Source organism: Pseudomonas mandelii (genome assembly GCF_002251635.1).
Lineage (GTDB): Bacteria > Pseudomonadota > Gammaproteobacteria > Pseudomonadales > Pseudomonadaceae > Aquipseudomonas > Aquipseudomonas mandelii_B.
Window position 1 is genome coordinate 33,316 of the sequence record NZ_NMOJ01000251.1, and the last position, 12,360, is coordinate 45,675.

General features: G+C 59.7%; 12 protein-coding genes and 3 pseudogenes. 5 read left to right on the top strand and 10 right to left on the bottom strand.

Translation table 11 applies throughout. From position 1 onward, the window contains the following. Positions 1–112 precede the first annotated feature (112 nt). Both hydA and B7L09_RS31880 read right to left on the bottom strand, forming a co-directional pair. Entirely contained in the window at positions 113–1,552 is a 1,440-nt protein-coding gene (gene hydA / locus B7L09_RS30875; protein ID WP_094471981.1) for a dihydropyrimidinase, read from the bottom strand. A 261-nt stretch (positions 1,553–1,813) separates the two neighbouring features. After that, positions 1,814–2,107, bottom strand: coding sequence for a hypothetical protein (locus B7L09_RS31880; protein ID WP_141213525.1), 294 nt, complete (start codon positions 2,105–2,107; stop codon positions 1,814–1,816). On the opposite strand from B7L09_RS31880, the gene B7L09_RS30880 reads away from it, so the two are divergent. Both B7L09_RS30880 and B7L09_RS30885 read left to right on the top strand, forming a co-directional pair. Further along, the gene (locus B7L09_RS30880; RefSeq protein WP_094471982.1) at positions 2,106–3,590 is read left to right on the top strand and encodes an NCS1 family nucleobase:cation symporter-1; all 1,485 of its coding nucleotides are present in this window, start codon (positions 2,106–2,108) and stop codon (positions 3,588–3,590) included. The two genes, B7L09_RS31880 and B7L09_RS30880, sit on opposite strands and share 2 nt — an antisense overlap. Positions 3,591–3,729: 139 nt before the next feature. Then, positions 3,730–5,013, top strand: a complete 1,284-nt coding sequence (locus B7L09_RS30885; protein ID WP_094471983.1) for a Zn-dependent hydrolase — start codon at positions 3,730–3,732, stop codon at positions 5,011–5,013. A gap of 153 nt (positions 5,014–5,166) precedes the next feature. Here B7L09_RS30885 and B7L09_RS30890 read toward each other — a convergent pair whose 3' ends face one another. The 5 genes and pseudogenes from B7L09_RS30890 to B7L09_RS30905 form a co-directional block, all read right to left on the bottom strand. Continuing rightward, positions 5,167–5,391, bottom strand: a complete 225-nt coding sequence (locus B7L09_RS30890; RefSeq protein WP_094471984.1) for a hypothetical protein — start codon at positions 5,389–5,391, stop codon at positions 5,167–5,169. 108 nt (positions 5,392–5,499) lie between these two features. Then, positions 5,500–5,592: pseudogene (locus tag B7L09_RS32700) on the bottom strand (ABC transporter substrate-binding protein); the annotation flags it as partial. A 36-nt stretch (positions 5,593–5,628) separates the two neighbouring features. Next, a complete protein-coding gene (locus tag B7L09_RS30895) occupies positions 5,629–6,093 on the bottom strand; it encodes a hypothetical protein (protein WP_094471985.1) in 465 nt (154 codons plus the stop codon). A gap of 223 nt (positions 6,094–6,316) precedes the next feature. Then, positions 6,317–6,550, bottom strand: a pseudogene (locus tag B7L09_RS30900) (two-component sensor histidine kinase); the annotation flags it as partial. A gap of 72 nt (positions 6,551–6,622) precedes the next feature. Next, on the bottom strand, positions 6,623–7,363 hold the full coding sequence (locus B7L09_RS30905; RefSeq protein WP_094471986.1) for a response regulator: 741 nt from the start codon (positions 7,361–7,363) through the stop codon (positions 6,623–6,625). A 201-nt stretch (positions 7,364–7,564) separates the two neighbouring features. On the opposite strand from B7L09_RS30905, the gene B7L09_RS30910 reads away from it, so the two are divergent. Continuing rightward, positions 7,565–7,741, top strand: coding sequence for a DUF2790 domain-containing protein (locus B7L09_RS30910; RefSeq protein WP_094471987.1), 177 nt, complete (start codon positions 7,565–7,567; stop codon positions 7,739–7,741). 171 nt (positions 7,742–7,912) lie between these two features. On the opposite strand, the gene ppnN is transcribed toward B7L09_RS30910, so the two are convergent. After that, positions 7,913–9,286, bottom strand: coding sequence for a nucleotide 5'-monophosphate nucleosidase PpnN (ppnN, locus tag B7L09_RS30915; protein ID WP_094471988.1), 1,374 nt, complete (start codon positions 9,284–9,286; stop codon positions 7,913–7,915). A 225-nt stretch (positions 9,287–9,511) separates the two neighbouring features. Here ppnN and B7L09_RS30920 point away from each other — a divergent pair, with 225 nt between their 5' ends. Further along, positions 9,512–10,039, top strand: a complete 528-nt coding sequence (locus B7L09_RS30920) for a DUF3087 domain-containing protein (RefSeq protein WP_094471989.1) — start codon at positions 9,512–9,514, stop codon at positions 10,037–10,039. A gap of 167 nt (positions 10,040–10,206) precedes the next feature. Continuing rightward, the gene (locus B7L09_RS30925) at positions 10,207–11,784 is read left to right on the top strand and encodes a sensor domain-containing diguanylate cyclase (RefSeq protein WP_094471990.1); all 1,578 of its coding nucleotides are present in this window, start codon (positions 10,207–10,209) and stop codon (positions 11,782–11,784) included. A 1-nt stretch (position 11,785) separates the two neighbouring features. Here B7L09_RS30925 and B7L09_RS30930 read toward each other — a convergent pair. Together B7L09_RS30930 and B7L09_RS30935 are read right to left on the bottom strand one after the other, a co-directional pair. Continuing rightward, positions 11,786–11,920: pseudogene (locus B7L09_RS30930) on the bottom strand (LysR family transcriptional regulator); the annotation flags it as partial. A 21-nt stretch (positions 11,921–11,941) separates the two neighbouring features. Then, a complete protein-coding gene (locus B7L09_RS30935; RefSeq protein ID WP_094471991.1) occupies positions 11,942–12,316 on the bottom strand; it encodes a DUF2784 domain-containing protein in 375 nt (124 codons plus the stop codon). Between the last annotated feature and the right edge of the window lie 44 nt (positions 12,317–12,360).

A 12,360-nucleotide genomic window follows, 5' to 3' on the forward strand; every position in this document is an offset into this window, starting at 1 on the left:
ATTGGTATTCGTGTTGTCTGGGCCGACGCCATCGCCAGCAAGCCGGCTCCTACAGTTGAAATGCATTCTCCCTGTAGGAGCCGGCTCGCTGGCGATAGGCCGAAGGCCGCTCTCAGCGCTTGACGGCAGTCGGCCTGTTCAACTCCGCCCGCTTGCTCAGCAAATCAAACACCGCCGGATAAGCCGGCCGTTCGACATACCGCCCGGCACCACGCTCAGCGCGCAGATCACCATCGGCCCACACTACCCGGCCCTGGCTGATGGTGTGGCTCGGCACGCCGCGCACGGTCTTGCCTTCGAAGATGTTGAAGTCGACGTTCTGGTGGTGGGTCTTGGCGGAAATCGTGCGCGTGCCCTGGGGGTCCCACAGCACCAGATCCGCATCGGCTCCCACGCGTATCGCACCTTTACGCGGGTAGAGGTTGAAGATTTTTGCGGTATTGGTCGACGTCAGCGCGACAAACTCCTGCATCGACAAGCGCCCGGTGTTCACGCCTTCATCCCACAGCAGCGCCATGCGGTCTTCGATACCGGCAGTGCCGTTGGGGATCTTGCTGAAATCGTCGCGACCGGCGGCTTTTTGCTCGGCGCAGAAGCAGCAGTGATCGGTGGCGGTGGTGTGCAGGTTGCCCGATTGCAGGCCGTGCCACAGCGCTTCCTGGTGCCCGCGCGGGCGGAATGGCGGGCTCATCACGTAGCCCGCAGCGGTTTGCCAGTCGGGGTGCTGGTAGACGCTGTCGTCCAGCAGCAAGTGGCCGGCGAGCACTTCGCCGTACACCGGCTGGCCCTTGCCACGGGCGTAGGTGATTTCGTCCAGTGCTTCCTTGGTTGATACATGCACCAGGTACAGCGGCGTACCGATCGTCTCGGCGATGCGGATCGCGCGGCTGGCCGCTTCACCTTCCACCTGGGACGGGCGCGACAGCGGGTGCGCTTCCGGCCCGGTGAAGCCCTGGGCCATCAACTTGCGTTGCAGGTGGTACACCAACTCGCCGTTTTCCGCATGCACGGTGGGCACTGCGCCCAATTCCAGGCAACGTTCAAAGCTCGCGACCAGGGTGTCGTCAGCCGCCATGATCGCGTTCTTGTAGGCCATGAAATGCTTGAAGCTGTTGATGCCATGGTGGCTGACCAGCTCCGCCATTTCCTCGCGAACCTGTTCGCTCCACCAAGTAATGGCGACGTGGAAACCGTAATCCGATGCCGACTTTTCCGCCCAGCCGCGCCACTGGTGAAAGGCTTCCATCAAGGACTGCTGCGGGTTGGGGATCACGAAATCGATGATCGACGTGGTGCCCCCTGCAAGGCCTGCCGCCGTGCCGCTGAAAAAGTCCTCACTGGCCACGGTGCCCATGAAGGGCAATTGCATATGGGTGTGGGGGTCGATGCCGCCGGGCATCAGGTATTGGCCGCTGCCGTCGAGCACTTCGGCGCCGGCCGGAACATCAAGATTGTCGCCGATGGCTTTAATCACGCCGTCGGCGCAATAGACGTCGGCGCGATAACTTTCATCATGGGTAATAACGGTGGCGCCACGGATCAACAGAGACATTCCGAGTTCCTCGCAGGCAATGACCGACTTATGTCGATTCTAGATGTTTTATATGAAGCGGGCGCAAACAGGAGTATTCCTGTCAGCGCTGTCAGGAATAGAAGCTAGTCTGAGTTAATGGAATGAGCAAGAATATTTTTTATAAGCTTATGTCTGTTTTAACGTATTGATTAATAACAAATAAATTGTTAATTCACCAAAATGGTGTGGCCCCGAACCATTTTGACGCACTTGACAGGTTCCCAAAATGAACGAGATTTCTTATGTGAAATCAGCTGCTTGAGGATGGTCTATGGTTGATGCGCAACTTTGAAAAAAAGACCCATGCACCAGATTGAGTCCTGACGGTTCGGACAACTTGCCCGGCATTCGGCCTGAGTGGACAGGCAAGTAACCGAGGGACCATTTGGACTGTATATAAAAACTGATAAACATCAGTTGGTTGCGAAGTTTTTGTGGAACTGCCCGATGCGCAAACGGGGTGGCCGGCACGCTTATTGATGCCACCAGCCCCTGATGAGCAAAAAATAATTCAAAGAACAGTGGAGCGGCCATGCAACAGATCAGATCGCAAGTGACCGAGCGCGACGGCTTGTACGAACTCGACGCCGGCCCCGACGTCCTCGACAGCCCTCGCTACAACCACGACATGGCACCGACCAAGGTGCACGAACGAACCTGGAACAAATGGCACATCACCGCCCTGTGGGTTGGCATGGCGATCTGCGTGCCGACCTACACCCTCGGCGGCGTGCTCACTGCCTATTTTGGTCTGAGCGTCGGCGAAGCGCTGCTGGCGATTCTGTTCGCCAACATCATCGTATTGATCCCGCTGACCCTTAACGCGTTTCCCGGCACCAAGTACGGCATTCCGTTTCCGGTATTGCTGCGTTCCTCCTTTGGCATTCTCGGTTCCAACGTGCCGTGTCTGATTCGGGCGCTGGTGGCGTGTGGCTGGTTTGGTATTCAGACGATGTTTGGCGGGTTGGCGATTCACCTGTTTCTGGGCTCGATTTTCGAGGGTTGGAAAGCCCTCGGCGGCACCGGTGAAGTGATCGGCTTCATGATTTTCTGGACCCTGAATTTGTGGGTGGTGCTGCGCGGTGCGGACTCGATCAAATGGCTGGAAACCCTCTCCGCACCGTTGTTGGTACTGGTGGGCGTAGGCCTGCTGGTGTGGGCCATGCCGAACGTGTCGATGACCGAACTGATGGCGATCCCGCCCAAGCGCCCGGAAGGTGCGAGCGTGGTCAGTTACTTTGCCGCCGGCCTGACCGCGATGGTTGGGTTCTGGGCCACCTTATCGCTGAATATTCCAGACTTCAGCCGCTACGCAAAAAGCCAGAAGGACCAGATCCTCGGGCAGATTTTCGGCCTGCCGCTGACCATGTTCCTGTTCGCCGCCCTCGGCGTGATCATGACCGCCGCGTCGGTGAAACTGGTGGGTGTCAGCGTCTCTGATCCGGTGACGCTGATCGGGCATATCCAGAGCCCGGTGTGGGTGGCATTGGCCATGCTGCTGATCATCATCGCCACGTTGTCCACCAACACCGCAGCCAACATCGTCTCGCCCACCAACGACTTCCAGAACGTCGCGCCAAAGCTTATCAACCGCACGAAAGCGGTGATCCTCACTGGTCTTGTTGGTCTGGCGCTGATGGCCCATGAGCTGTTGAAGAAGCTTGGATTGATCGTTTCGGATCTGAGCCTGGAGACGGTTTACTCCAATTGGCTGCTGGGGTATTCGAGCCTGTTGGGGCCGATTGCCGGGATCATGGTGGTGGACTACTTCATCACCCGCAAACAGCAGTTGGACCTGGCCGGCCTGTACCGCGATGACGTGTACCCGGCGTGGAACTGGAGTGGCTTTGTCGCCTTCGGCGTGCCGGTGGTGTTGACGCTGCTGTCTCTTGGCAGCGATGCGTTCAGCTGGTTTTACAGTTATGGCTGGTTTACCGGCTCGGCGCTGGGGGGGCTGATTTATTACGGGTTGTGCTCGATGCGGCCTAGCCCGACTGTCGTGAAATCGGCGGTGTGAGCACTGGCCTCTTCGCGGGCAAGCCCGCTCCCACAGGNAACCCGATTCACTGTGGGAGCGGGCTTGCCCGCGATGACGGCCTCGAATTCACCGATGAAATACCTGAAAAAACCTATAACAACTGCCTGAGGAGATCACCATGAACGCTGCCCTGGACGTTCTGCAATCCACCCATCAGCACATCAACCGCGACCGCTTGTGGCAATCGCTGATGGACCTGGCCAAGCTCGGCGCCACGGTCAAGGGTGGCGTCTGTCGCCTGGCCCTGACTGACCTCGACCGCCAGGCCCGGGACNTTTTCGTCAACTGGTGTGAAGACGCCGGTTGCACCGTCAGCGTCGACGCCATCGGCAACATCTTCGCNCGCCGCCCGGGACGCAATCCCAACCTGCCACCGGTGATGACCGGCAGCCATATCGATACTCAGCCCACGGGCGGTAAATTCGATGGGTGCTTCGGCGTGTTGGCAGGTGTCGAGGTGCTGCGCACCCTCAACGACCTCAACGTGGAAACCGAAGCGCCGCTGGAAGTGGTGGTGTGGACCAACGAAGAAGGCTCGCGCTTCCCGCCGTGCATGATGGGCTCCGGNGTGTTCGCNGAAAAATTCACCCTCGAAGAAACCCTGGCCAAAGTCGATGCCGATGGCGTCACCGTTGGCGAAGCCCTCAACGCCATCGGCTACGCCGGCTCACGCACGGTCAGCGGCCACGCCGTCGGTGCCTATTTCGAGGCGCACATCGAGCAAGGCCCGATCCTCGAAGACGAACACAAAACCATCGGCATCGTCATGGGTGCCCTCGGCCAGAAGTGGTTCGACCTGAAACTGCGCGGCGTCGAAGCCCACGCCGGCCCNACGCCGATGCACCTGCGCAAGGATGCCCTGGTGGGCGCCGCNGNGGTCGTCGGCGCCGTGAACCGCGCCGCCCTCGGCCATCAACCTCACGCCTGCGGCACCGTGGGTTGTTTGCAGGCCTATCCTGGCTCGCGCAATGTGATCCCGGGTGAAGTGCGCATGACCCTGGACTTTCGTCATCTGGAACCGACGCGGCTGGATTCGATGATTGCCGAGGTGCGCAAAGTCATAGAAACCACCTGCGAGGAACACGGCCTGACCTTCGAACTGACACCCACCGCCGACTTCCCGCCGCTGTATTTCGATAAGGGCTGCGTGGACGCTGTGCGTGACGCGGCGAATGGGTTGGGGCTGTCGAACATGGACATCGTCAGCGGGGCAGGGCACGACGCGATCTTCGTCGCCGAACTCGGCCCGGCCGGGATGATCTTTGTGCCNTGCGAAGGCGGCATCAGCCACAACGAAATCGAAAACGCCGCGCCGGATGACCTGGCGGCAGGGTGTGCGGTGTTGTTGCGGGCNATGGTGGCNGCNTCGGCGGCGATTGCCAGCGGCCAGCTGGCGGCCTGAAGGGCGCACACGATCGTAGACTTTGGCAGCGCCTGCGCCGCTGGAGCCTACGATCTACGGTGAGTCAGTGGCGCGCTGNACNTGATACGAAGAAACCCCGGGCAGATCGGATCTACCCGGGGTTTCCTGTGTCAAGCGGCCCAAAGCCGTTGATCAATAACGCTGATACTTCGAACCAAACTCAGGGCGGTTTTCAGCGACGTAGAGTTTGCTGGCCTGGATGTCTTTGTGGTCAACGCCGACCGTGTTCACGTTCAGTGTTGCCGGTTGGCTGACTTTGGCTGCCGCAACGACTTGCGAGGTGGCATGTGGGGCGGCGATGGCGGACGTAGCGCCAAGAACCGACAGGGCGAAACCAAGACCAATGATGCTTTTCATGATGTTGCTCCAGTAGTGTGGGGAGAAGATGTGGCCACTGTAGTGCTGGAGCGTCGCGATGAGAAAACACCCTTGCGCATAGTTGATATCGAGCGCGTTGATCCACTGTCAGCGGGGTGTGGTGTCGCTGAGCCAACGCTGCTTGAGTTGTTCGAGCCGTCCGTCGCGTCTCATCTCATCCAGCGCCTGTTGCCAGCGCGCTCCCACAGTTGATCTCTGCCGGTTCGTAGAGCTTGATCAGTAGCGCTGATACTTGGAACCGAACTCAGGGCGATTCTCCGCGACGACAACACCCCCTTGTACGGCATTCTTCGGGCTGATCGACGCGACACGCTCACGAAGCTCTTGCAGGCGATCAGCACCGCCTTCGGCGACGCGCTCACGAAGCTCTTGCAGGCGATCAGCACCGCCTTCGGCGACGCGGTTCTCGATCAGGCGATCGGAACCACCTTCAGCCACACGATTGTTTTGCAGGTTTTCAGAGCCACCTTCAGCCACACGATTGTTTTGCAGGTTTTCAGAGCCATATTCAGCGACGCGATTCTGTTGCAACCGGTCCGAGCCACCTTCCACCAACAGTTGCTGGATCTGGCTGTGGGGCGCAGTGCTGACGGTATTGGCCGACGCCAGGTTCGACAGGCCGAGGCCGCCAACCAGTGCCAGACCGAGTGCCAGGGACGAGACTTTCGAGAAGTTGAACATGGGTGATTCTCCGTGCGCTTGAATGTGTGTGGGTCGGTAGCTGCGGCTATCCGGTGAACACAGTTAAACGCCGGGGTGTATCGGTGATGTGTGCTTGAACGTGCTGAAATCGGCTACTACGTATCCGTTCGGGGTTCATATACAGACGGATACAAAACCGTTGCGACTTTGCGCATAGCGCGGCCTCGGTCCCGTTCGGCTGCGCAGCAGTCGTAAAANCNGGCATGGCATTGAACGCCTTGGCGGCATGGGCGACTTTGGTCGGGCCTTTTTCGTCCAGGTGCACCGCGTGGGTGTTCGGATCCAGGGAGCCCGGCAAGCCTTCGCCCAGCAGGTAACGTTTCATGATTCTGCGCCGAGCAATCGGCAGCCACGAGGACAACGGCATCACCGATGGCCGGACGTCGATGGTCAGCGGACTGCCGTCGGCGAGTTTCAGGTGTGCCTGGAAGTGCTTTTTCGTCCAGGTGCACCGCGTGGGTGTTCGGATCCAGGGAGCCCGGCAAGCCTTCGCCCAGCAGGTAACGTTTCATGATTCTGCGCCGAGCAATTCCACGGGGTAGGAGAACACGTAGCCTTCGCTGCGCACCGTTTTGATGTAGGTCGACTCCCGGGAGTCATCCATCAGTCGTTGGCGCAGACGGCTCACCAACAAGTCGATGGAACGGTCGAACAGGTCGGCATCGCGGCCCTGGGTGAGGTTGAGCAACTGGTCGCGACTAAGCACGCGTTGCGGGTGATCGAGGAAAACCCGGAGCAAGCGGTATTCGGCGCCACTGAGCGCAACCATCGTGCCGTCCTCGTCCAGCAAGTGGCGGGCGGTGGTGTCCAGGCGCCAGCGGCCAAACCCCAGCAACCGGCCGCTTTCGGTAATCAGCAGGTTGGGGGGCAGCATCCGGGTACGGCGCAGTACGGCGTTGATTCGCGCCAGCAGTTCGCGGGCGGCGAACGGTTTGGTCAGGTAATCGTCGGCGCCCATTTCCAGGCCGAGGATGCGGTCGGTTTCGTCGTTGCGGGCGGTGAGCATCAGTATCGGCGTGGCCTTGTGTTTGCCTGAGCGCAANTCGCGGCACAGCTGCAAGCCGTCGTCGCCGGGCATCATGATGTCGAGCACGATCAGGTCAACCGGGGTGGTGTCGAGGAAGCTGCGCATCTGGCGGCCGTCAGCAACCACGGTGGTGCGCATGCCGTTTTTCTTCAGGTAATTACCCAAAAGTTCGCGGATCTCCCGATCGTCATCGACGATCAGGATGTGGTTCACGTGTTCCATTGCTCAACCCTCTTATTATTCGCAGTCGCGCATTCTAGGGAGCCGCATCGCACCTGCCTGCCGGCCTTTGTATCTCACTGTATCTGGAGGTGACTTTGATACAGGGGCATACAAGACGGCTTTTTCAGGGGCAGGTGTATCGAACTGTATCGGGTGCCCGGTGTGACACCTTACGCCTTAATAGTCCCGGTTTTATGACACATGGCAGATACCTCCCACAGTAGTCACCTGGATATCAAGCAGGTGATTTCAACTGTAGAAGATGGCGGGGCGAATTGCGGGATTGTGAATGCGCGGATGACGTATCTGGATTCTAGCGGTACGCAGAAGGTGCTTGATTACAGTAAGTTTGCGGCGTGCGGTAATCAGGGCGGTTGACCTTGGCGGCCTTCGGGCCGACCAGGTTCCCCCCGATGTACCCCGTCCCACTGTAGGCGCGAGCCTGCTCGCGATGGCGGCGTGCCATTCAGCATTAATGTTGGATGACACTCCGCCATCGCGAGCAGGCTCGCTCCCGCAGGTTATTGGGTGATTGTCAGGCGCCGTTCATCACGCAACCACCTGATAACAAGGAACATAAGCCGCGCCACCCGGCAGTTTCATCCGATGCTGCGCAACGAAGGCCTTGAGCAGTTGATCAAGCGGATGCATGACCGCTGCATCGCCACGGATCTGGTAAGGCCCGTGTTGTTCGATCAGGCGAATGCCCTTGTCCTTGACGTTGCCGGCCACAATCCCCGAGAACGCGCGGCGCAGGTTGGCCGCCAGTTCGTGGGGCGGCAGCGTAAGGCTCAGTTGCAGGCCAGCCATGTTTTCGTGAGTCGGGTCGAACGGGCGCTGGAAGCCTTCGTCGATCTTGAGCAGCCAGTTGAAGTGGAACGCGTCGTTGCGCTCGCGNCGGAACTGTTTGACCGCTTTGAGGCCTTGGGTCATCTGGCGCGCGACTTCGGCCGGGTCGTCGATGATGATTTCGTAGTGTTGTTTCGCGGCATCACCCAGCGTTGCGCCGACAAACGCGTCCAGTTGCTCCAGATACGGCGCCGCATGTTTCGGCCCGGTGAGCACCACGGGGAACGGCACATCGCGGTTGTCCGGGTGCATCAGGATGCCCAGCAGGTACAGGAACTCTTCGGCCGTGCCGGCGCCGCCCGGGAAGATGATGATGCCGTGGCCGACGCGCACGAAGGCTTCCAGGCGTTTTTCGATGTCCGGCAGGATCACCAGTTCGTTAACGATGGGGTTCGGGGCTTCGGCCGCGATGATGCCCGGCTCGGTCAGGCCCAGGTAGCGCCCGCCGGTAATGCGTTGTTTGGCGTGGGAAATGGTCGCGCCTTTCATCGGACCTTTCATCACGCCGGGGCCGCAGCCGGTGCACACATCGAGGCTGCGCAGGCCCAGTTCGTGGCCGACTTTCTTGGTGTATTTGTATTCTTCGGTATTGATCGAGTGCCCGCCCCAGCACACCACGATTTTCGGCTCGACGCCCGGACGCAACGTGCGGGCGTTGCGCAGCAGGTGGAATACGTAGTCGGTGATGCCTTGGGAGTCGCTCAGGTCGATGCGCTGGCTGCCCAGCTCGTTCTCGGTGTAGACGATGTCGCGCAGGGCGCTGAACAGCATTTCGCGGGTGCTGGCGATCATTTCGCCATCGACGAACGCGTCGGCCGGTGCATTCAACAGTTCCAGGCGGACGCCGCGGTCCTGCTGGTGGATGCGGATTTCGAAATCTTTGTAGGCTTCGAGGATGGTCTTGGCGTTGTCGATGTGCGCGCCGGTGTTGAGGATGGCCAGGGCGCATTGGCGGAACAGCGTGTAGGTGCTGCCGGATCCGGCTTCGCTCAGTTGCTGTACTTCACGTTGAGAAAGGGTTTCCAGGCTGCCTTTAGGGCTGACGGAGGCGTTGATTACTTGTCGTTGGGTCATTCAATGATCCTTAAAACGATGCCGTTCAAACAGGCAAATGGCATCCGAATAGTGTGTATCCATGAAAGAAGATGGCACGAACTGCGCTGTATCGCCATGTTCCAGGGTGACGATGAAAAGTTGAAGAGGCGCCCAGCATAGCTAAATCCTGCACAGGGGCGATAATGCCCCGCAGTCTTTTCGCTCACCGAGCCTTTTTCCACTGATGCAAGGAACCCCGTCACGATGTTCGAAATCCAGCCGATGAACGCCGAACTCTTTCGAAAGCAGACGCGGCGCAGCACGGTCATTATTGCGCTGATATTCCTGGCGCTGGCGATGGTGCTGTCCACCGCGGCGGTGGCGTTGTTTGGCGAGCCCGGGGGCGACAATCTGCGGTTTAACGTCGGCGGCGTGTTTGTCGCGGTGTTGGCGATGGCGGCACTGATGCGCGGCACGTTCTGGTCTCAGGCGTGGATGGCGCCGGCGGTGTACGGCTGGCAGCTCAAGCGCAGCCTGATGAGCATCACCAATGTGATGCATCAGGTGACGGCGGCGGTGGAGGCAGGTGATCCGACGGCCATGAAACTGCTGCGTTTCTACCATCTGGGCCTGAGCCAGATGCACGAACTGGACGGCAACTCCAGCGACCATGGGCAATTGAGCCGGGAAGTGGAGCAACACAAGGCGCGGATGGAAGCGCTGGGGCTCGACACCGAACAGACACAATTGAACCCCGCCTGGCTTGAAGCGGTGAAGCAGATGCCGAAGTAAATCCCGTGGGGAGGCCTCGCCACCCCAACACAAACCCGTCACAACGCGAGCAAATCGCCTATCTTGTTTCTGGTGGGGCATAGCGGTCCGAGGGTCAGACACGACCGGATGGCGCTAGAAAGGGCGAACGGGAAAAGTCGCCATGTCATAACGAATCAGGGAGCGTCATGGGGCATCCGTCCATCAACGACCGAATTGAACACACCCGGCCCGTCGCGCCTTGGGTGCCCGAGCAGGTTGAGTCCAGGCTCAGGGTCCGTTACGCGGTTGTTTTGCTCGTGGCCGTATGCCTGTCTATGACAGCCATTGTGATCTGGGAAGCCTGGAACTCGCGTCAGTACCACTTGCATGACAAAGGGGTGGCGATGTCCAATCTCGCCCAGACCTTGGCGTCACAAGCGCAAGCGTCGATCAAACAAGCCGATACGCTGCTGTTTGCCTTGGTGGACCGCGTCGAAAACGAAGGCGTGGACCCGGCGCAGCTGCCCAGATTCAGACGTTTGCTCGCCGCCCAGCGCAGTGAGCTCACCCAGCTCCATGGCTTGTTCGTATTTGACGAAAAAGGCGGATGGATCGCCAATTCCAACGGTGCGGATATGCCCGGCGCGAACAATTCCGACCGTGAATATTTCATCTACCATCGTGATCATACTGACCGGGGACCTCATATCGGTCCGTCGATCAAGAGTCGATCGACCCGCGAATGGATCATGACCGTGTCGCGCAGGATCAATCATCCGGATGGCAGCTTCGCCGGTGTGGCGCTGGCAACGATCTATCTCAACCATTTCCTCGGGCTGTACGACAGCATCGACATGGGCAAAAACGGCGTGATCAACCTGATCGCCGACGACGCCAGCATCGTCGTTCGCCGGCCATTCAACGAAGCAGAAGTCGGCACCAGCGTCGCCAAGGGGCCGCTGTTCACGCAACTGTTGCCCAAGGGCAGTTCTGGCACGGCAACCGTCAAGTCTTATGTGGATGGTGTCGAGCGAGTGGTGGGGTTTCGGCGGGTCGAGGGTTATCCGCTGATTATCTTTGCCGCGCTGGACAAGGATGATGTCCTGGCCGGCTGGCGTGAGGAGTCAATCCTCAGTGCCGCCATCGTGCTGTTGCTGCTGGTATTTCTGGGAGGGCTCGGCTATCGCCTCATTCGCTTCATGAAGCAGCAGAACCACATTCAAAGCGTGTTGCTCGATGCCCAGGAAAAGCTCATCGAAGTCAACCGCAGCCTTGAATTGCTGGCGCTCGAAGATGCACTCACCGGGCTCTCCAACCGGCGTCAGTTCGATCTGTTCATTCTCGCGGAAATGGGCCGGGCCCGGCGCACGGTGACCCACCTCGCCATGCTGATGATCGATGTCGATCACTTCAAGAGCTTCAACGATCGTTATGGGCACGTGGCGGGTGATGAGTGTCTGCGCAAAATCAGCGCGATCATCAAGGACAACATCAAGCGCCCCGGCGATCTGGCCGCCCGCTATGGTGGCGAGGAGTTCACGGTGGTGCTGCCAGGCACCGACTATGTGGGGGCGTTTCTGGTCGCCGAAAAAATTCGTCGTGCGGTCCAGCAAGCCGGGATCGAACACAGCGAATGCGCGGAGGGTACGGTGACCGTCAGCGTGGGGGTGTGCGCCTACAACCCGGCCTCGCAGGATCAGCCCGACGACCTGGTCAGCGCTGCGGACAAAGCGTTGTACGTGGCCAAGGCCAGTGGGCGCAACATGAGCGTCATCGCCAACTGACTTCAAACGAAGCGGTCGCTGCCCTGGAGNNGTAGGACACGGTTGAAGGCGCTTTGCCCAAGTGAGCGGCGGCCCGCGACAGGCTGCCGGTTTCGCGGATGGCTTGAAGTAACGTCAGGTCTTCAATCGACAGCATTTTCTATCCTCGGCGGGTGTTTCAGGTTGCCCGGTGTAACTTCCACAACCTGATCAGCCGAAGATAGACCACAAGGTTGATCACCAGCACTACGCTGCCCAGCGCCAGTTGAATCGCCGGAGTCAGCCCTGCAGGGTAGATGACCGGCCACACGTAGTGTTCGATGAAACCACCGCCATAACCGGTTTGCCCGGCGGCCTGGCGCATGACGTTTTCCCATTGAGTCAGGGGACACATCAGGTGGAAGACTTCCACACTCACGCCCCAGGCAGCGGCGGGCAGGTGCCACCAGATCAGGGGGCGCCATTTGAGCACCAGCAGCCCGCCGAACAGCACGAACAGAACGAACAGCAAGTGAAACAGCACCAGCCCATCGGCGGCGATCCGGTAAAGCATGTCGACTCCCTGACGCGTTAGGCGAATGGCTCCATGGTACTCGG

Excerpts from the sequence above, each read along its gene's own strand:
- B7L09_RS30935 (WP_094471991.1), bottom strand. The coding sequence starts at position 12,316 with ATGCTTTACCGGATCGCCGCCGATGGGCTGGTGCTGTTTCACTTGCTG.
- B7L09_RS30880 (WP_094471982.1), top strand. The coding sequence starts at position 2,106 with ATGCAACAGATCAGATCGCAAGTGACCGAGCGCGACGGCTTGTACGAA.
- B7L09_RS30895 (WP_094471985.1), bottom strand. The coding sequence starts at position 6,093 with ATGTTCAACTTCTCGAAAGTCTCGTCCCTGGCACTCGGTCTGGCACTG.
- B7L09_RS30890 (WP_094471984.1), bottom strand. The coding sequence starts at position 5,391 with ATGAAAAGCATCATTGGTCTTGGTTTCGCCCTGTCGGTTCTTGGCGCT.
- B7L09_RS31880 (WP_141213525.1), bottom strand. The coding sequence starts at position 2,107 with ATGGCCGCTCCACTGTTCTTTGAATTATTTTTTGCTCATCAGGGGCTG.
- B7L09_RS30925 (WP_094471990.1), top strand. The coding sequence starts at position 10,207 with ATGGGGCATCCGTCCATCAACGACCGAATTGAACACACCCGGCCCGTC.
- B7L09_RS30910 (WP_094471987.1), top strand. The coding sequence starts at position 7,565 with ATGGCAGATACCTCCCACAGTAGTCACCTGGATATCAAGCAGGTGATT.
- hydA (WP_094471981.1), bottom strand. The coding sequence starts at position 1,552 with ATGTCTCTGTTGATCCGTGGCGCCACCGTTATTACCCATGATGAAAGT.
- B7L09_RS30920 (WP_094471989.1), top strand. The coding sequence starts at position 9,512 with ATGTTCGAAATCCAGCCGATGAACGCCGAACTCTTTCGAAAGCAGACG.